Here is a 20,391-nt window from a genome sequence, read left to right on the forward strand (position 1 = left end):
GATCGGCGTGATTCCACGTTACGGACGGTTAACTGGCCGTTGTCGGAAAAATACGCAACAATGGGAACCGATCAGCAAGGGAGTTGGACGCATTCCGGTGTGTCGTACAAGAGACAACGGAATGAAGGTCGGCTCCTTTTGCATACGCCGCCTCACACGGCGGACTTTATGAATAGGAGAAATCATATGAAGAAGAAAGCTCTTGCTTTCGCGGCTGCCGCCTGCTCGCTGGCCATGCTGCTGAGCGGCTGCGGCTCTTCCAACAACGCCAGCAACACCGCCGCCAACGGTGGCAAGATGATCATCACCGCCGGTGATTCCGAACCGCAGAACCCGCTCGTCCCGACCAACACCAACGAGACCGGCGGCGGCGTGGTCATCGACCTGCTGTTCTCCCGTCTGGTGTCCTTCGACGCCAAGGGCAACGCGCAGAACGAGGTCGCCGAGTCCATCACCCCGAACGACGACGCCTCCCAGTACACCATCAAGCTGAAGTCCGGCTGGAAGTTCACCGACGGCACCGACGTCACCGCCGAGTCCTTCACCAAGGCCTGGTCCTACGGCGCCAACGCCAAGAACGCGCAGAAGTCCTCCTCCTTCTTCTCGACCATCAAGGGCTTCGACGAGCTGCAGGACGCCGACAAGCTCAAGGGCGACGAGCAGCTGTCCGGCCTGACCGTCAAGGACGACACCACCTTCGTCGTCGACCTGAACCAGCCCGACGCGACCTTCCCGATCAAGGTCGGCTATTCCGCGTTCGCCCCGCTGCCGGAATCCTTCTACAAGGATCCGAAGGCGTTCGGCGAGAAGCCGGTCGGCAACGGCCCGTACAAGTTCGAGTCCTGGGACCACAACAAGGAAATCAAGATCGTCAAGAACGACGACTACAAGGGTAACGACGCCGCCAAGAACGACGGCATCACCTTCAAGATCTACACCGACGACGACGCGCAGTACGCCGACGTCCAGTCCGGCAACCTGAACGTGATGCAGTCCGTCCCGGCCTCCGCCACCAAGACCTTCCAGACCAACAAGAAGCTGCAGGCCTACAACAAGGCCGGCTCCGTCTCCCAGACCTTCACCATCCCGTCCAACCTCGAGCACTTCGACGTGACCACCGAGGAAGGCCAGCTGCGTCGTCAGGCCATCTCCAAGGCCATCAACCGCGAGCAGCTGACGGACAAGGTCCTCAACGGCATCGGCACCCCGGCCGTCGACTTCACCTCCCCGCTGATCCCGGGCTACTCCGACTCCCTCAAGGGCGTCGACAACCTGAAGTTCGACGCGGCCGCCGCCAAGGAACTGTGGGCCAAGGCCGACAAGATCTCCAAGTACACCGGCCAGCTCACCTTCGCGTACAACGCGGACGGCGGCGCCAAGCCGATCTACGACGCCATCGTCAACCAGCTGAAGAACAACCTGGGCATCGACGTCGCCACCAACCCGATGCCGACCTTCCAGGAGTTCCGTAACGCCGTCACCGATCGTCAGATCAAGGGCGCGTTCCGCACCGGCTGGCAGCCGGACTACCCGTCCGCCGAGAACTTCCTGTACCAGCTGTACGATTCCGCCGCTGCCGACGGCAAGGGCTCGAACGACGGCGACTACAAGAACAAGGCGTTCGACGCCCTGATGACCAAGGCGTACGCCGCCACCTCCACCGAGGATGCGAACAAGATCTACCAGCAGGCCCAGGAGATCCTGCTCAACGATCTGCCGTCCATCCCGCTGTACTACTCCAACGCCGTCGCGGTCGCCTCGCTGAACGTCGAGGGCCTGGAGCTCAACTGGCAGAACGTGCCGATGTACGAGAACATCACCCTCAAGTCCGAGTGATCCCGCTGATCGGACGATTGGTCTGACCACGTAGTGAGACGGGGAACGGAACATCATCCGTTCCCCGTCTTTTCGTATATTCCATATATATCCAGCGACCCCGTCCCCACGGCCGGAAGCGGCGATGGCCGGATGCGTTTTTAAGATTCACGTCATCCTCACGAAACATTCAGGTCATTGTGTGGGGTAAACTTACGGGGTACTTAGCGACCGGCCGTATAATCAGCCGCGCCCACGAGGTGCAAGGCCAATGGATGACCGGTCCGTAAGAATCAAGGAGAAACCGATGGGCAAATATCTTCTGCGTCGTATTCTGCAGATGATCCCCGTGGTTCTTGGCGCGACGCTGCTGGTTTACGCGCTCGTCTTCGCACTGCCGGGTGACCCGGTCAAGGCGATGTTCGGCGACAAACCGGTCAACGAAGCCGTCGCCGCCCAGATCCGCGCCGAATACAACCTCGACAAGCCGTTCATCATCCAGTACCTGCTGTTCCTCAAGAACGCCCTCACGCTGGACTTCGGCAACACCTTCGCCGGCCAGCCGGTCATCGACGAGATCGCACGCGCGTTCCCCGTGACGATCAAGCTCGGCATCATGGCGTTCTGCTTCGAAGCCATCTTCGGCATCGTCTTCGGCATCATCTCCGGTCTGAACAAGGGCAAGTGGTATGACACCGTCATCCTGCTCATCTCCCTGCTGCTCATCTCCGTGCCGACCTTCGTGACCGGCTTCGCCGGCCAGTACTTCCTCGGCGTCGAGTGGAGCCTCATCCCCGTCACCGCCGGTTCCGACCCGGGCTTCTTCGACCTGCTGTTCCCCGCCATGGTCCTGGGCTCCGTGTCGATGGCGTACATCATCCGTCTCGCCCGCTCCGAGATCTCCTCGAACATCGCCGAGGACTACGTGCGCACCGCGCGCGCCAAGGGCATGAGCAACGGCTCCGTCATGCTGCGCCACGTGCTGCGCAACTCGCTCATCCCGGTCGTCACCTACCTCGGCCAGGACCTCGGCGCGCTCATGGGCGGCGCGATGATCTCCGAGCAGATCTTCAACATCCACGGCGTCGGCTTCCTCACCTACCAGAGCATCCTCAAGGGCGAAGGCAACCTCGTGGTCTCCATCGTCACCCTGCTGCTGCTCATCTTCGTGATCTGCAACCTGCTCGTCGACCTGCTGTACGCGGCGCTTGACCCGCGTATCCGTTACGCCTGATCGTGGGGGAGGAGAAACTCATGACTGACACGACCAACACTGTCCCCGCGACCGAGATCCTGCCCGGCCAGGAGCGTTACGTCGCCCCGCTCGACGAGACGCCGCTGCAGGACGTCGACAAGGTCGACGAATCCGCCCCCGCCACCAGCATGTGGGCCGACGCGTGGCGCACGCTGCGCAAGAACCCGCTGTTCATCGTCTCGGGCATCCTCATCGTCTTCATCATCTTCGTCGCCCTGTTCCCGGGCGTGTTCACGAAGATCGACCCGAACTACTGCAACCTCGACAACTCGCTCGGCGACCCGGAGGCCGGCCACCCGTTCGGCTACGACTTCCAAGGCTGCGACGTGTTCGCACGCACCGTGTACGGCACCCGCACCTCGCTGTCCGTAGGTATCCTGTCCACGCTGATCGTCGTGCTCGTCGGCACGCTCATCGGCGCGGTCGCCGGCTTCTTCGGCGGCTGGGTCGACGCGCTGCTGAGCCGCATCATCGACATCTTCTACTCGATCCCGTTCCTGCTCGGCGCCATCGTCGTGCTGCAGATGTTCCGCACCTCCAGCTCCATCTGGAAGGTCGTGCTCGTGCTCGCCCTCTTCGGCTGGGTGTCCACCGCGCGTATCGCCCGCGGCTCGGTCATGGAGGCCAAGAACCTCGAGTTCAACACCGCCTCCACCGCGCTCGGCTCCACGCCGATGCGCAACCTGTTCAGCCACATCATCCCCAACGCGATGGCACCGATCATCGTGATCGGCACCACCTCCCTCGGCTCCTACATCGTGTCCGAGGCGACGCTGAGCTTCCTCGGCATCGGCCTGCCGACCACCACCGTCAGCTGGGGCGGCGACATCTCCCAGGCCCAGACCAACCTGATGACCAACCCGATGGTGCTGTTCTACCCGTCCGTGGCGCTGGCCATCACCGTGCTGAGCTTCATCATGATGGGCGACGCCGTCAAGGACGCGCTCGATCCGAAGAGCCGTACGGCCTGAGCGTGAAGGATAAACGACATGGAAACCAATAACGTCAACGAAAAGCTCGTCGCCATGCAGAAGGCCCAGGGCCCACTGCTCGAGGTCAAGGACCTCAAGGTCGACTTCACCACCGACGACAAGCGCGCCGTGCACGCCGTGCGCGACGCCTCGTTCAGCGTCTATCCGGGCCAGTGGGTGGCCATCGTGGGCGAGTCCGGCTCCGGCAAGTCCACGTCCGCCATGGCCGTGCTCGGCCTGCTGCCGGGCACCGGCAAGGTCGTCGGCGGCTCCATCAAGCTCGACGGCCAGGAGATCGCCGGCTTGAAGCCCAAGGAGTACGACAAGCTGCGCGGCACCAAGATGGGCCTCGTCCCGCAGGACCCGATGAGCAACCTCAACCCGGTGTACCGCATCGGCACACAGGTCAAGGAGGCGCTCAAGGCCAACGGCATGGACGTGGCGCACGAGAAGCGCTCCGCGTTGGCGAAAGCCCTCGCGGGCGATGAGGTCGCCGTCAAGTCCAACGACGACGAAACCTTCATCGGCTCCGCCGAACTGCCAGCCCTGCTCGACGCGGCCAAGGACGCGCTGACCAAGGCCGGCGTGACCGGCGAACGCGCCGACGCGTTCATGAAGGCGTTCAAGGACGCGTGGGTGCCGGGCTCCGAGACCCGCTGGCGCGTAGCTGACGACCTCATCAAGGCCGGCGTGAAGGACGACGACGCATGGGTCGTCGCCAAGAAGCACGTCACCGGCTCCACGCTCAACGACCGCATCGCCGGCCTGCTGTCCGAGGCCGGCCTGCCCGACGCGGCCACTCGTGCGCGTCAGTACCCGCACGAGTTCTCCGGCGGCATGCGCCAGCGCGCGCTCATCGCCATCGGCCTCGCCTGCCGCCCGGAGCTGCTCATCGCCGACGAGCCGACTTCCGCGCTCGACGTGACCGTGCAGAAGAAGATCCTCGACCATCTGCACTATCTGACTGATTCGCTGGGCACCGCCGTGCTGTTCATCACCCACGACCTGGGTCTGGCCGCCGAACGCGCCCAGCACATCGTCGTGATGTACAAGGGTCAGGTCGTTGAATCCGGCCCGTCGCTCGAGGTGCTCCAGCACCCGCAGCACCCGTACACCAAACGCCTCGTGGCCGCGGCCCCGTCGCTCGCCTCGCAGCGCATCATCTCCGCGCACGAGCGCGGCGAGAACGCGGACGCGCTGCTCGAGCACCACGTGGTCGGCGAGTCCACGCTCGAGAAGAGCGAGGACATCATCGTGGTCGACCACCTGACCAAGGAGTTCAAGCTCCCGCGCAAGAAGGAGATGTTCAAGGCCGTCGATGACGTCTCGTTCTCCGTCAAGCGCGGCACCACGCTGGCCATCGTGGGCGAGTCCGGTTCGGGCAAGTCCACCGTGGCGAACATGGTGTTGAAGCTCCTCGAGCCGACTGCCGGCACCGTGACCTACGAAGGTAAGGACATCGCCGGCTTCAAAGGCAAGGAGCTGCTCGACTTCCGCCGCCACGTGCAGCCGGTGTTCCAGAACCCGTACGGCTCGCTCGACCCGATGTACTCGATCTACCGTTCGATCGAGGAGCCGCTGCGCATCCACAAGATCGGCGACGCGAAGAGCCGCCAGAAGCGCGTGCGCGAACTGCTCGACATGGTCGAGATGCCGGAATCCGTGATGACCCGCTACCCGAACGAGCTGTCCGGCGGCCAGCGCCAGCGCATCGCCATCGCACGAGCCATGGCCCTGAACCCGGACGTGATCGTGTGTGACGAGGCCGTGTCCGCCCTCGACGTGCTTGTGCAGGATCAGGTGCTGCACCTGCTCAACGACCTGCAGGCCGAGCAGGGCCTGAGCTACCTGTTCATCACCCATGATCTGGCCGTCGTCCGCCAGATCGCCGACGAGGTCGTGGTGATGCAGCACGGCAAGCTCGTGGAGCATGCCACCACCGACGAGGTGTTCGCGCATCCGAAGATGCAGTACACCAAGGATCTGCTCGACGCCATCCCGGGCGGCAAGCTCAAGCTCGGCCTCGACTGATCCGCGATAGGCCATCGACAGGCGTCTCTTCTCGTGAAGGGGCGCCTTTTTGTTGCGCGACGTGTATCATGAGCCGCATGACCATCACCATCACCACGTCGAACGTCAACGGCATCCGCGCCGCCGAACGCAAGGGCATAGCCGACTGGGCCGCGCGCAACACGCCGAACGTCTGGTGCATGCAGGAGGTGCGTGCGCCGCAGCCCGACATCGACCGCATCGTCGGCCGGTTCGCGGACGCCTACGCCGAGGCCGGGGCGATCGGCGACGCCGCCGACCTTGACGCGACCAACGAGATCTGCCGCGTCAAAGGCCGCGCCGGCGTCGCGCTGCTGTCCGACCTGCCGGTCGTCGCACGACGATACGGCCTGCCCGGACTCGACGAGGACGTCGACTCAGGACGCTGGATCGAAACCGACATCCGCACGCCGCAAGGATACGAGATCACCGTCGTCTGCGTGTACGTGCACGCCGGCAACGCCGACGATCCGGTGAAGATGAGCCAGAAGTTCCGTTTCCTCGATCAGATGCTCGTCCGGCTCGGCCAGTTGCGCGACGAGGCGGCGCATGGTGGACGGCAGGCCGTGCTGTGCGGCGACTTCAACATCGCGCACACGCCGCTCGACATCAAGAACGCCAAGGCCAACGAGACGCACGCCGGCTTCCTGCCCGCCGAGCGTGTATACGTCGACCGGTGGCTGGGGGAGTGCGAGTTCGTGGACGTGATGCGCGACCTCGCCGGCGACATTCAGGGGCCGTACACGTGGTGGAGCCAGCGCGGCCGCGCGTTCGACAACAATGTCGGCTGGCGGCTCGACTACCAATTCGCCACGCCCGAACTCGCCGAAACCGCGCGCGGGTTCGTCATCGACAAGGCGCCCACCTACGACCTGCGCTGGTCCGACCACGCGCCGCTGACGATCACGTACGACGTGTGAACCGCCGCCGCGTGGGACATCGCGCCGTGTTTCCAGCCAATCACAAGGCATGGTGATACGCTAGTCGAGGTCAACCGTATAGGGAAATGAGGAACACCAATGGGACTGTTTGGATTCGGCAAGAAGAAGCATCAGGACGAGGACGCCGCTGAGCAGGCCGCCGAAGCCGCCAAGGACGAGACCGCGGACGTCGCCGACGAGCAGGCGGAGCCGGCCTACCCGACCGAGGCCGTGAGCGAATACGAGGGCCGTGGCGAGACCTACGGTCCGTGGGACTCCAACGACGAGGACGTGCCCGACTACGACGACTACCTCGATCTGGGCGCGTACTTCCTGCCGTTCCTGCAGGGCATCCAGCTGCGCATCAAGGCGAACCGCGCCACCCAGCAGATCCTCGGCTCTACCATCACCTACGGCTCGTCCAGCCTCGAGATCGAGGCGTTCGCCGCGCCGAAGACCCTCGGCCTGTGGGACGACGTGCGCGCCGACCTGCTCGACGCCAACAAGGCCGCCGTCGAACAGCCCGGCGTGTTCGGCACCGAGCTCAAGCTGCCGGTCAGCCTCAAGGGCGGCAAGGTGCTCGACACGCGCATCGTCGGCGTGGACGGTCCGCGCTGGATGCTGCGCGGCATCTTCTCTGGCAAGGCCGCCACCGATCCGACCGATCCGGAGACCCTCGCGCTCAACAAGTTCTTCGCCGACATCGTCGTGGAACGCGGCGAGGAACCGCTCGCCCCTCGTGACCTCATCCCCATGCACCCGCCGGTCGCCCCGGCCGAGCGCCGCGCCCGCGCCGCCGCCGAAGCGGAAGCCACGGACGGCAAGGAGCATTTCAAGGACATCCCGAACAAGCCCGACGGCCCGTTCGACTCCGACCAGCAGGTCGAGGTCAAGACCACGCTGTCGCGCGGTCCGATGTTCTCCGAAGTCCGCTGACGGCGGCGCTGCGGGAACGTGGTCGGCACGCCGATGAGCGAAGACAAGAAGCAATCACGCACCGGCATGGCGTCGCTCGCCGCCGCGGGCGACGACGGTGACTTTTCCGTCATCGAGGCGATCGGCGGGCCGCGCGGCATCGTCGAATCGATGTTGCCCGGCGTCGTGTTCGTCGTGCTGTTTGTCGCGACCAGCAACCTCAACCTCACCATCGCCGTGTCCGCGGCGCTGGCCGTGGTGCAGGTGGTGGCGCGACTGGTGCAACGGCAGTCCGCGATGGGCGCGTTGAGCGGGCTCATCGCCGTCGGCATCTGCCTGGTCTGGGCGTGGAAAAGCCACGAGGCGCGCAACTACTACATGTTCGGATTCATCTCGAACGCCGTGTATCTCGTGCTGCTGTCGATCTCGCTGCTCGTGCGCGTGCCCGGACTCGGTCTGGTGGTCGAGTTCATCCGATCCCTGCCCACCGAGCATTTCAAGGCATGGCTGGACGACTGGATGGGCGACCGCGACCTCAAGCGCGCGTACATGACCGTCACCGCACTGTGGATCGGCGTGTTCGCGCTGCGTCTGCTCGTGCAGGTGCCGTTGTACCTGACCGACAGTGTCGCGCTGCTGGGCACCGCGCGCCTGCTCATGGGCATCCCGTTCTGGGCGTTGGCCATCTGGGTCTCGTATCTGGTCATCGCCACGCCGCTGCACCGCCATCAGGCCGCGGCGCACGGCAACGAAGCCTGACGCCGATCATCGGCGGAACACAACAATCTTCACCGGCTTCCCATCGGGGGAGGGAAGCAACCCAAGGAAAGGACACCATGGACGTTCAGGTGCGCATCGAACGATACGCCGATCAGGGACGCTGCGTCGGCCATATCGACGGACGCGTCGTGTTTGTCAGGTTCGCCCTGCCCGGCGAACTCGTGCGCGTCACCCTCGACGAGCCGCACGACCGCGACGACCGCTTCTGGACCGGCGAAGTGGCCGAGGTCCTCGAGGCAAGCGAGGACCGTGTGCCCCCGGCATGGCTGCTCGCCGGTCCGCTCGCCATGGGCGGCGGGGTCGGCGGCGCGGACCTCGTGCACGTCAGCCTGCCCGGCCAGCTGCGGTGGAAGGCCGTCACCGTGTCCGAGCAGCTCAGCCGGCTTGGCCACGTCGAGGTCGCGGTGCCTATCGAACGCATCGACGGCGACGAGGCGCTCGGCGGCTTCCACTGGCGCACGCGCATCGAGATGATCGCCGACGACGACGGCCGTCCGTCCATGCGCCGCCGTGGATCGCACGCCCGCGTCGCGCTCGACACCATGCCGCTCGCCACGAAGTCCCTGCTCGCCGTGGCCGACGCCGACCACGTGTGGGACGGCGGCTTCGAACCCGGCGCGCAGATCCGCCTGTCCGTGCCCGAGCCGCGCGGCGACCGGCGCGATGCCGATGCGATCGCGGCCGTCGGCGACAACTACGCCGTGCTCGTCGACGGCGAACTGCGTTCCGGCAGCGCGTCGCTCGCTGAACAGGTCACCGTCGGCGATACCACGTTCGAATACACGGTCGACGCGAACGGTTTCTGGCAGATCCACCGGCAGGCGCCGATCGCATTGGCCAACCACGTCATCGATCTGGCCAAGCAGGAGATCGGCGACCGTCCGTCAGCCTGCATCTGGGACCTGTATTCCGGCTCCGGCCTGTTCACGCTGCCACTCGCCACGCTCGTCACGCCGCGCACCCGCATGCTCAGCGTCGAAGGCGCGCGCGTCGCGGTGAAGAACGCGCAACGCAACCTGCGCCATCTCGATCTGGCCGACGTGGACGCGCGCTGTGGCGACGTCGAGAAGACTCTCATGCGCGTGCCCGCACACCTGAGCCGGCCCGACCTGATCGTACTCGACCCGCCGCGCGCCGGCGCCCGCGCCAAGGTGTGCCGTCAGATGGCCGCCTCCGGCGCGAAGTCGATCATCTACATCGCGTGCGATCCGACCAGTCTCGGCCGCGACGCCGGCACGCTGCGCGGCCTCGGCTACCGGCTTGCCGACGTGCGCGCGTTCGACATCTACCCGATGACCCACCACGTCGAGACGGTCGCGCTGTTCCGGCGCTGATCCACCGCGCGTTTCGGTACAATCGGGCGTATGAGCAGCAACCGTCCCCCTCGTCACCTCGTCCGCAGGGCCGTCGCCGTACTGGCCTGCGCGGCCACATGCCTGTCGCTCGCCGCATGCGAACCGGTCGGCCGGGCCGTCGGCGACACGCAGGACGTCGATCCCGAGGTCGCGCATATCGGCGAGATCAAACAGGACATGCTGATCGGCCTCGTCGGCGCGTCCGGCACTGCCGATATGGACCGGATGGTATTGGACGCGTTGCAGCGCGCCGATGTGCACGCCGTGTATGCGGCCGTCGGCGATGTCTCCGGCGACAATGGCAACGGCGACGATGATGCGCACGCTGCTACCGCTGCCGCCATGAGGCAAAGCGTCGAGGACTTCATCGACCGCCGCGCCAGCGTCATCGTCATCGACGCGTTGGACGCCTCTGGCACGCACACCGACTCCTGGACCGCGGTCCTGAACGAATCGCGCGCCGCCGGCATCCCCGTCGCCCTGCTCAACCCCGTCAACCTGCCGGCCGACGACACGCTGTATGCCGCCTCGCTCACCGTGAACGACCGTGCCGCCGACGCCACGCCGGTCGCCGCCGCGCTGGCCGACATCATCGACGATGTGCCGCACGACCGCGACATCATGGTCTCCACCGTCGCCGACGATCCGCTTATCCGACCGTAACCGACCGCTTTCGCACCGGCTGATCCGACCGTCGGCGACCCCGCGGGTCGACATCCGTCCACGGAACGATGTCGGCCGGCCGCCACACGCGGTAGGCTGGTGGGCATGAACGCGAACGCGAGCCCCACCATGCCGCACACCACCGAACTCGGACTGACCGAACAGCAGGTCGCGGAACGCGTCGCCGGCGGCCTCGCCAACACGGTGAAGACCACCACGTCGCGATCGGTGGCCGACATCGTGCGCGCCAACGTGTTCACCCTGTTCAACGGCATCATCCTCGCCGCGATGGTCATGGTGCTCGCCACCGGTTCGTGGAAGGACGCGGTCTTCGGCTTCGTGATCCTCATCAACACCGGCATCGGCATCGTCACCGAACTCAAGGCCAAACGCACGCTCGACAAACTGTCCATCCTCGTCGCCGCGGACTATGTCGTCCATCGTGAAGGACGGGACAAGACCGTGCCGCACGACGGCATCGTGCTCGACGACCTGCTGTGGCTGCGCGCCGGCGACCAGGTGCCCGCCGACGCCGCGGTCGTGGACACGTACGGGCTCGAACTCGACGAATCGATGCTCACCGGCGAATCGCGCACCGTGCGCAAACGAGCCGGCGACCCGGTGTACTCCGGCTCGACCGTCGTCTCCGGCATGGCCCTGACCCGCGTCACCGCGGTCGGCGAGCACGGCTACGCGGCGGGGCTCACCGCGCAGGCCAAGGTGTACAAGAAGACCGTGTCCGACCTCAACAAGGGCATCAACACGATCCTCAAGTTCATGACATTCCTCGTCGTGCCGCTGTGCGCGCTGCTCATCTGGTCGCAGATGCAGACCGTCGGCGGATGGTCGGTCGCGATCTCGACCGGCGCGTGGCGGCAGGCGGTCGTCTCGGCCGTGGCCGGCGTGGTCGGCATGATTCCGGAAGGACTCGTGCTGCTCACGTCGCTGAACTTCGCGATCGCCGCCATGCGACTGGCCCGGCACGACACGCTCGTGCAGGAGCTCGAGTCGGTGGAGACATTGGCTCGCGTGGACTGTCTGAACCTCGACAAGACCGGCACCGTGACCGACGGCGGGATCGCGTTCGACCGTGTGGTGATGCTGGATAGCACAGGTTGCAACGATGATTCCGGCAACGGCGAACATGTGGCCACGCAGGCCCTGTATGACCTTGCGAACGAGGAACAGCCGAACGGCACCGGACAGGCGGTGCTCGCCGGACTGCGCGGGAAGGGATTCACGGCCGGGACGGTTGCGGCGCGCGTGCCGTTCTCGAGCGCACGCAAGTGGAGCGCGGTGCGGTACGACGACGGGGCGACGTGGTACATGGGCGCGCCGGAAGTGCTGCTGAGTGCGCTCGACGGGGACCATGCGAGCATGCTTGCGCAGGTGAACGCGCTCGCCGCGGACGGCAACCGCGTGCTCATGATCGCCCGCGCCGCGACGCTGATCGATCCCGAGGAACCGGCGCTCGATCCGCAGGCGAGGCCGATGGCGCTGGTACTGTGCGCGGAACGGATCCGCACGGACGCCGCGGCCACGCTCGCATGGTTCCGCGAGCAGGGTGTGCGCTGCCGCATCATCTCCGGCGACAATCCGGTCACGGTCGGTGCGATCGCGGCCAAGGTGCGTCTGACCGGCGACCGCGCGCCCGTCGCGATGGACGCGCGACAGCTGCCGAGCGACATCGACGAACTCGCCCGCACGCTCGAGACCGTCGACGTGCTCGGCCGTGTCCTGCCGGACCAGAAAAAGGCCATCGTCCAGGCGCTGCATGTGGACGGCCATGTCGTCGCGATGACCGGCGACGGCGTCAACGACGCGCTCGCCATCAAGGAGGCCGACCTCGGTATCGCCATGGGCAACGCGGCGCCCGCCACCAAGGCCGTCGCCCAGGTCGTGCTCGTGGACTCGAAATTCAGTCATCTGCCCGATGTGGTCGCCCGCGGCCGACAGGTCATGGCCAACATGGAACGCGTCGCCAGCCTGTTCCTCGTCAAGACCGTGTATTCGGCGCTCATCTCGCTCGGCGTGGTGCTCACCGCCATCCCGTTCCCGTATCTGCCCCGGCACATCACGTACATCGGCGCGCTCACGATCGGCATGCCGGCGTTCATCCTCGCGCTCGCACCGAACACACGCCGCTACCTGCCCGGATTCCTGCGGCGCGTCGTCCGTTTCGCCCTGCCCGGCGGCACGGCGGTCGCGCTTGCGGTGCTCTGCGCGTCGTGGGTGCTGCCGCACGTCATGGGCTGGAACGTCGAGAACGCCGCCGATCTGACCAGCCTGCGCGCCACGAACGCGATCATCGTGTTCGTGCTCGGCGTGCTGGTCCTCGCCCGCGTCGCGCAGCCGCTCAACTCGTGGCGTGGCATCCTCGTCGCCGTCTTCGCGGCGGCCGGCGTCATCGGCATGTTCATTCCGTTCGTTGCGAACTTCTTCGCGCTTGAGGTGCCCGGCGGCCGCGAGATCAGCGCCACCGCCGTCGCGTTGCTGCTGTCGGCCGCCGTGTTCGCCCTGTGCCACGTGATCGTCGCCGTGGCGGCGGGGATTATCTCACATGGCAAGCCGACACGCCAGAGGTGAGGTAACATGCCGGTATTCTGGGCGTCAGATAATCGGCGACGTTACCGATTACAGTCCTAGAAGCCGGAGGGAATATGTCCGTACGCGACGACCAGCTGTCCACGCTCAGCGTGAACGGCACGGACTATGACTACTATTCGATTGCCGACCTGCCCGGCATCGACCATCTGCCGTACTCGCTCAAGGTGCTGGTCGAGAACCTCGTACGCAACATCGACGGTGCGAACATCACCGACGATCACGTCAAGGCGCTGCTCGACTGGGATCCGAACGCCGAGCCCAGCCACGAGATCCAGTTCACGCCGAGCCGTGTCGTCATGCAGGACTTCACCGGCGTGCCGTGCATCGTCGACCTCGCCACCATGCGCGACGCCGTCAAGCAGCTCGGCGGAGACCCCGAGGTCATCAACCCGCAGGTCCAGTCCGACATGGTCATCGACCACTCCGTGCAGATCGACAAGTACGGCGTCGCCGACGCGGTCGAACAGAACATGGACATCGAATACCGGCGCAACGGCGAACGCTACCAGTTCCTGCGCTGGGGCCAGCAGGCGTTCCGCAATTTCCGTGTCGTGCCGCCGGGAACCGGCATCATCCATCAGGTCAACATCGAGTATCTCGCCAAGGTCATCATGACCAAGGCCTCCGGTCTGGACGACGGCCGCCAGCTCGCCTATCTCGACTCGTGCGTCGGCACCGACTCGCACACCACCACCGAAAACGGCCTCGGCGTGCTCGGCTGGGGCGTCGGCGGCATCGAGGCCGAGGCCGCCATGCTCGGCCAGCCGATCTCCATGCTCGTGCCGCGCGTCGTCGGCTTCAAGCTCACCGGCACCATCCCCGAAGGCGTCACCGCCACCGACGTGGTGCTCACCATCACCGACATGCTGCGTAAGCACGGCGTCGTCGGCAAGTTCGTCGAATTCTACGGCGACGGCATCTCGTCCGTGCCGCTCGCCAACCGCGCCACCATCGGCAACATGAGCCCTGAATTCGGCTCGACCTGCGGCATCTTCCCGATCGACCAGGTCACGCTCGACTACCTGCGCCTGACCGGCCGTTCCGACGAGCAGGTCGCGCTCGTCGAAGCGTATGCGAAGGCCAATCATCTCTGGGGCGACGCGTCCGACCCGGACTACGTCGAACCGCAGTACTCCGAATACGAGGAGCTCGACCTGTCGACCGTCGTGCCGTCGATCGCCGGACCGAAGCGCCCGCAGGACCGCATCGTGCTGTCCGAATCCAAGCGGACGTTCGAGGATACGCTGCCCGCCTATGAAACGTCGAAGACCGTGAAGGAGCCGGTCGCCGTGTCCACCGACTTCCGCGGCGACTTCGAGCTCACCAACGGCGATGTGGCGATCGCGTCCATCACGTCGTGCACCAACACGTCCAACCCGTCCGTCATGATCGCCGCCGGCCTGATCGCCCGCAACGCGGTCGCCCGCGGACTGAGCCCCAAGCCGTGGGTCAAGACCTCACTCGCCCCCGGTTCGCAGGTCGTCGCCGACTACCTCAAAGCGGCCGGCCTGCAAGACGATCTCGACCGGCTCGGCTACCAGCTCGTCGGCTTCGGCTGCGCCACCTGCATCGGCAACTCCGGTCCGCTGCTGCCGGAGATCAGCGAGGCGATCAACGCGAACGACCTGACCGTCACCGCGGTGCTCTCCGGCAACCGTAACTTCGAAGGCCGCATCAGCCCGGACGTCAAGATGAACTACCTCGCCTCGCCGCCGCTCGTCATCGCGTACGCGCTCGCCGGCACGATGGACTTCGACTTCGCGACCCAGCCGCTCGGCAAGGACCCCGACGGCAATGACGTGTATCTGAAGGACATTTGGCCGACCAACGAGGAGGTCGCCGCCGTGGTCAACGGCACCGTGAGCCGTGAGATGTTCCTCAAGGACTACGCCTCCGTGTTCGAAGGCGACCATCGTTGGAAGGGCCTCGACGTGCCCGAAGGCGAGCTGTTCGCATGGGATCCGAAGTCCACGTATGTGCGCCGCCAGACGTTCTTCGACGGCATGAAGGCCGTGCCGGACCCGATCGCCGACATCCACGGTGCCCGTGTGCTCGCCCTGCTTGGCGACTCGGTGACCACCGACCACATCTCCCCGGCGGGCGCGTTCAAGGCGTCCAGCCCGGCCGGCAAGTACCTGACCGAACGCGGCGTGCAGCCGCGCGACTTCAACTCGTACGGTTCGCGCCGCGGCAACCACGAGGTCATGGTGCGCGGTACGTTCGGCAACATCCGCCTGCGCAACCTCCTGCTCGCCTCCACCGGCAACGAGGTCACGCCCGGTGGCTTCACCTACGACTTCACCACCGGCAAGCCGTCCACGATCTTCGACGCGTCGCTCAACTACAAGGCCGCCGGTGTTCCGTTGGTCGTGCTCGCCGGCAAGGAGTACGGCACCGGATCGTCGCGCGACTGGGCGGCCAAGGGCACGCTCATGCTCGGCGTGAAGGCAGTGATCACCGAAAGTTTCGAGCGCATCCACCGCAGCAATCTCATCGGCATGGGCGTGCTGCCGTTGCAGTTCCCGGCCGGCGAAAGCTACACGTCGCTCGGCCTTGACGGCACGGAAACGTACGACATCGACGGCATCGAGGCGCTCAACAACGGTGCGACACCAAAGACCGTGCACGTCACCGCCACGCACGCCGACGGATCCACGACCGAGTTTGATGCGGTCGTGCGCATCGACACGCCCGGCGAGGCGGACTACTACCGCAACGGCGGCATCCTGCAGTATGTGCTGAGAAACCTGATGCGGTGACCGACGGTACCGGCGACACGCCGAGGGCCTGATCACGACACGCACGATGCATTCCATACAACGGCGGAATCCCGCCGAACCGGAAAATGCATCACGCGTGTCGTGATCAGGCCCTCGGCGTGTCTAAGCTGGTAGTGGACACGAATCGAAGGGGGCAATCATGGCGATCAACGCAACGGAACAACCACTGGGCAAGGTGTTCACCGCGGATTATCGGTTCCGCATCCCCTCGTTCCAACGCGCCTACATCTGGAAACCCGAGCAGATCCTCCAACTCGTCTCCGACCTCGACGAGGCCTGCAAATCTCCCGCCGTTCCGTACTTCCTCGGCTCGCTCATCCTCGTACGCGAATCCGACGCCGGCGAATACGCGGTCATCGACGGCCAGCAGCGTCTCGTATCCCTGTCGATCATCATCGCCGCCCTGCGCGACCTCGAACAGGATCCCGAGTGGATGCGTCTGCTCGACGCGCTCATCGTGGAACCTGGCGACAAACTGCGCGGCATCCGCAACGAGCCGCGGCTCGTTCTGCGCGACCGCGACGCCGCGTTCTTCCGCGAATACGTGCAGGAAGGCAACCTCGAGGCGCTGTTCGATCTGTCCGACGACGACCTGTCATCCGCCGCGCAACACAACATCATGGTGAACACGCGGCAGACCTACGACGCGCTCGCGCGGTTCACCGACGACGAACGCCGCCGCTTCGCCTCCTACCTCGTCAACGGCGTCACGCTCGTCATCGTCACCACCGACGACCTCGACGGCGCGCACCGCATCTTCGACGTGATGAACATGCGCGGTCTGCCGCTCACCCCGTCCGACGTGTTCAAGGCGCGCGCCATGTCGGGGCTGCGTCCGGTCGAGCTCGACGCGTACGCGACGCGCTGGGACGACATCATGGATCCGCTCGGCGACGATGCGCGCGCCACTGAGGAGTTCTTCGCCGCACTGCACATGATCCTCACCCACAAACCGGCCACCGGCAAACTCATCGAGGACTTCCTGACCGACGTGCTGCAGGCGCATGTGGCGGGCGGCACGGTACCGGCGTTCATCGACCGCGTGCTCGCGCCGTACGCGACGGCGTGGCGCATCCTCGACAAGCCCGGCGACACCGTGCTGGCGGAGGGGCTGCGTGACCGCATCGAGCTGCTGAACGACTACCGCAACCGGGAATGGAAACCGGTCGCCATGTGGGCGCTCGTCCATTCGTTCCGCAACCTCGGCCAGCCCGGGCTGTCGCCGTTCGTGCAGCGCGGCTCGCATACGCGGCGTGATGCGGTCGACGAATCGGCGCTCGGTCTGCATGATCGGCAGCGGCTGGACGAACTGTTCGCCGCACTCGAACGGCTGACCGGCATCGACACGCTGAACCGTACCGGGGCATTGGAGCGACGCGGCCATGCGGCGGCCGCGATCCGCGATCTCGACAAGGGCTATCCGGTCCGGCTGGTGCGTGGGTTGTCCGTCAAACCCGACGATCGCACCGGCGCACTGATCCGTCTGCACGGCGAGATGCAGGGCGACGACGATCTTGTACGGTTGCTGCTCGTCCGTGCCAATGAACAGGCGGCCTCCGGACGGATCGCCCGGCCACGGCGGCTCAGCGCACTGCCGATCGTGCCGCTGGACATCGCCGACGAGACGTCGTTCGCGCAGTGGACGCAGGACGAACACGACTACTGGATGTATCGGCTGGGCAACATGGCGCTCGTGCAGGGGAGCGCGGACCAGCTGGACCGGATCGGCGACTACCGGCAGCGTCGTGAACGCATGCTGTTGCGTCCGGACTCGAAACGGTTCCCGCTGACCCAGCAGCTGGCCGACTTCACCGCGTGCACGCCGGCGATGATCCGGCACCGGCAGGAGGAGACGATCCGGCTGCTCGCCGACTACTGGGACATCCGGTACGACGAACGGCACGTCGACCTGACCGCGCAGGACATCGAGGGACTGGCCGCCGGCGAGGGCGGTGGTGCGGCTGCGACGCGGGCGGGACGCGGATCGCGGCGCGTCACCATCGCGCAGGTGGTGAAGGCCGGACTGCTGATTCCCGGCGAGACGCTGGTCTGGGAGCGCCCGCGCAAGGGCGAACGCTGGGTGGCGACCGTGACCGACAACGGACGGTTCCGGCTCGAGGATGGGTCGGAGTACGCGTCGCCGACCGCGGCCGCACGGGCCGCCGGCGGGCGCAGCGGCGGGGGACTGGACGTGTGGAAGCGCGTCTCCGACGGCCGCAAGCTCAGCGACATCTGGCAGGAGTACCGGCTGCGGCGGTGAGGCGGGATGGTTGGGCGCCGACACGCCGGCGGGGTGATCACGACACGCACGATGTGTTGCGGGTGATGGCGGCGCGAGGCCGATCCCGGAAACGCATCGTGCGTGTCGTGATCAGACGTTCGGCGTGTCGCGAGACGACAGCACGTCAAGATGCAGTCTCCGGTCGCCGAGTTCCCATAATCCCATGCGTGGCCTCATGAATCCCGAGGCTCCCGCACCCTCCAATCCGCGCTTGACATCGTCGCAGTACTCATCCAACGCCCGCTCGTCCGCAAGCGTCGAACCCCACGCCTGGAAGATCCGCCAGTTCCGGGCACCCAACGCATTCAACCTGGTCGAGTCGCGCTCCGCCTGCACGGCATGATGCCGCCCATTGAACTCCATCGCCACGCCGAACCGCGGATACGCCATGTCGAGGAACCGGCTGGTCTCGAATCCGACGGCGACCTCGTGGTTGACGACCGGCATGGGCAACCCCCGTTGCAGCGCCGCGTTGCGCAGCCGGGTCTCTGCCGGCGAGTCGGTGCCGTCCCGTGACAGGTGCAACGCCCGGATCGCCGTGTCCCGCGCGGCCAGGCCGCCATGCCGTTGCAGGAACGCTGCCAGCTCCCGCCCGGTGGCGCGCCGCAGCAGCGGATCCCGGCAGGAGAGCCGGTCGGCGAGCATGATCAGGGATTCGAACATCGCATATCGCGCGATATGGGCGAAGGTCGCCGCCGGCGTGGTGCAGCGGATGCCGAACACCCGCGTGACGGCGCCCGGCGAGGTCACGGCCCGCCACTGATGCTGCCGCAGCCCCAGCGGCACGCGCCGCCGGGGCATGTTCGGCCCGCGACACATGTGCAGCGGGCCGTCGTCCAGCATGATGCCCGGGGGAGCGGGCACGCCGAACAGCCCCAATGCGGTGGTCAGGGCGAAGACCGGCTCATAGCCGAGCCGGCGCTGGGCGTCGAGGCACCGGTCCACGGTGCGCTGCTGCGTCCGCCATGCCTCGTGGCGGTTGATCTGTCGTTCGTGCGGCTCCTGCCATATTTCGTACATGATCGCACCGTATCGCGTTCGCCGATGCGACCGGGCGGTTTTCGGACCATGTGGTCGAAAGGTATCCGATCGGCGTGTCGCGGCGGAATCTCGGGCGACACGCCGATCGGTTGATCACGACACGCACGATGCGTTGTGGACAATGGCGGCACAAGGCCGATCCCGGAAACGCATCACGCGTGTCGTGATCACCCCGTCGGCGTGTCGCCTCCGCCCAGCCCGCCGGTCACTGCATCATCGGCAGATCCGCCCGCTCCACCAGACGTGCCAGCTGCACGCGGCCCATGCTCAGCCTGTTCGCCGCGCTCGACAGATGCGCCTTCGCGGTCCGTTCCGAAATGAACATGCGCGCGGCGATCTGCGCGTTCGTATATCCCTCCGCGGCCAGCAGCACGGTCTCGCGTTCGCGCGTGGGCAGCGAATCCAGCAGGCGTCTCGCCTCGTCGCGTCGGGCGGTCGGCCGCTGCGCACCCAGATCGGCGATCAGCTGCCGCTGGCTCGCGGTATTGAACTGCGGGACGCCGTCGCATACGTCGAACACACGGCGGATGATCTCCTGCGGCGCATCGGTCTTCGACACGAAGCCTTCGGCACCGGCCTCCACCGCACGCTCCACCGTGTTCGACGGATTCAGCGACGTCAGCATGAGCACATGCGGCGGCCTCGGCAGTGCCCGCAGCCGGCGAGTCGTCTCGATGCCGTCCGCACCGGGCATCGCGATGTCCATCAGCACCACGTCGGGATGCTCCCGCGAGGCCTGTTCCACCGCCTCCGAGCCGTTGGTCGACGTGGAGACGACGTGGATGCCGCCGCTCGAATAATCCGTCAATATCAGTCGCATCGCCTGGCAGACCATCGGATCGTCGTCGACGATGCTCACCGTGACGACGGGGCGTGCGCCGGCGACGCCGGACGATGACCGGGGATCATGATCGCGTATGTTCACGGCTTCATTGTATCCGGACATGAACGGACGACGT

At 66.1% G+C, this 20,391-nt stretch carries 14 protein-coding genes; 12 read left to right on the forward strand and 2 right to left on the reverse strand.

The features are described 5' to 3' along the window. The first annotated feature begins 186 nt into the window (after positions 1-186). From DSM100688_RS01220 to DSM100688_RS01275, 12 genes are all read left to right on the forward strand, one after another. Complete coding sequence (locus DSM100688_RS01220; RefSeq protein WP_152357346.1) at positions 187-1,836, forward strand: peptide ABC transporter substrate-binding protein; 1,650 nt, start codon at positions 187-189, stop codon at positions 1,834-1,836. A 286-nt stretch (positions 1,837-2,122) separates the two neighbouring features. Continuing rightward, a complete protein-coding gene (locus DSM100688_RS01225; RefSeq protein ID WP_152357347.1) occupies positions 2,123-3,049 on the forward strand; it encodes an ABC transporter permease in 927 nt (308 codons plus the stop codon). Between the two features lie 20 nt (positions 3,050-3,069). Beyond that, on the forward strand, positions 3,070-4,041 hold the full coding sequence (locus DSM100688_RS01230) for an ABC transporter permease (protein ID WP_152357348.1): 972 nt from the start codon (positions 3,070-3,072) through the stop codon (positions 4,039-4,041). An 18-nt stretch (positions 4,042-4,059) separates the two neighbouring features. Then, positions 4,060-6,072 carry a dipeptide ABC transporter ATP-binding protein gene (locus DSM100688_RS01235; protein ID WP_152357349.1) on the forward strand — a complete coding sequence of 671 codons (2,013 nt, stop codon included), beginning with the start codon at positions 4,060-4,062 and terminating at the stop codon, positions 6,070-6,072. 77 nt (positions 6,073-6,149) lie between these two features. Beyond that, complete coding sequence (locus DSM100688_RS01240; RefSeq protein ID WP_152357350.1) at positions 6,150-7,010, forward strand: exodeoxyribonuclease III; 861 nt, start codon at positions 6,150-6,152, stop codon at positions 7,008-7,010. A 99-nt stretch (positions 7,011-7,109) separates the two neighbouring features. Continuing rightward, entirely contained in the window at positions 7,110-7,946 is an 837-nt protein-coding gene (locus tag DSM100688_RS01245; protein WP_152357351.1) for a DUF3710 domain-containing protein, read from the forward strand. Between the two features lie 33 nt (positions 7,947-7,979). Next, positions 7,980-8,684, forward strand: a complete 705-nt coding sequence (locus DSM100688_RS01250) for a DUF3159 domain-containing protein (protein ID WP_152357352.1) — start codon at positions 7,980-7,982, stop codon at positions 8,682-8,684. 77 nt (positions 8,685-8,761) lie between these two features. Beyond that, positions 8,762-10,039 carry a class I SAM-dependent RNA methyltransferase gene (locus DSM100688_RS01255; protein WP_152357353.1) on the forward strand — a complete coding sequence of 426 codons (1,278 nt, stop codon included), beginning with the start codon at positions 8,762-8,764 and terminating at the stop codon, positions 10,037-10,039. A 30-nt stretch (positions 10,040-10,069) separates the two neighbouring features. Continuing rightward, positions 10,070-10,723 (forward strand): type 1 periplasmic-binding domain-containing protein, encoded by a 654-nt coding sequence (locus DSM100688_RS01260; protein WP_152357354.1) that lies wholly within the window; start codon positions 10,070-10,072, stop codon positions 10,721-10,723. 105 nt (positions 10,724-10,828) lie between these two features. Then, on the forward strand, positions 10,829-13,309 hold the full coding sequence (locus DSM100688_RS01265) for a cation-translocating P-type ATPase (protein WP_152357355.1): 2,481 nt from the start codon (positions 10,829-10,831) through the stop codon (positions 13,307-13,309). Between the two features lie 74 nt (positions 13,310-13,383). Further along, complete coding sequence (acnA, locus tag DSM100688_RS01270; protein WP_152357356.1) at positions 13,384-16,089, forward strand: aconitate hydratase AcnA; 2,706 nt, start codon at positions 13,384-13,386, stop codon at positions 16,087-16,089. A 160-nt stretch (positions 16,090-16,249) separates the two neighbouring features. After that, complete coding sequence (locus tag DSM100688_RS01275) at positions 16,250-18,370, forward strand: GmrSD restriction endonuclease domain-containing protein (RefSeq protein WP_152357357.1); 2,121 nt, start codon at positions 16,250-16,252, stop codon at positions 18,368-18,370. Positions 18,371-18,481: 111 nt separating this feature from the next. Here DSM100688_RS01275 and DSM100688_RS01280 read toward each other — a convergent pair whose 3' ends face one another. Next, complete coding sequence (locus DSM100688_RS01280; protein ID WP_152357358.1) at positions 18,482-19,411, reverse strand: DUF559 domain-containing protein; 930 nt, start codon at positions 19,409-19,411, stop codon at positions 18,482-18,484. Positions 19,412-19,637: 226 nt separating this feature from the next. After that, on the reverse strand, positions 19,638-20,351 hold the full coding sequence (locus DSM100688_RS01285) for a response regulator transcription factor (protein ID WP_420837469.1): 714 nt from the start codon (positions 20,349-20,351) through the stop codon (positions 19,638-19,640). Positions 20,352-20,391: the final 40 nt, after the last annotated feature.

This window comes from Bifidobacterium ramosum, assembly GCF_009299505.1.
GTDB classification, from domain to species: Bacteria; Actinomycetota; Actinomycetes; order Actinomycetales; family Bifidobacteriaceae; genus Bifidobacterium; species Bifidobacterium ramosum.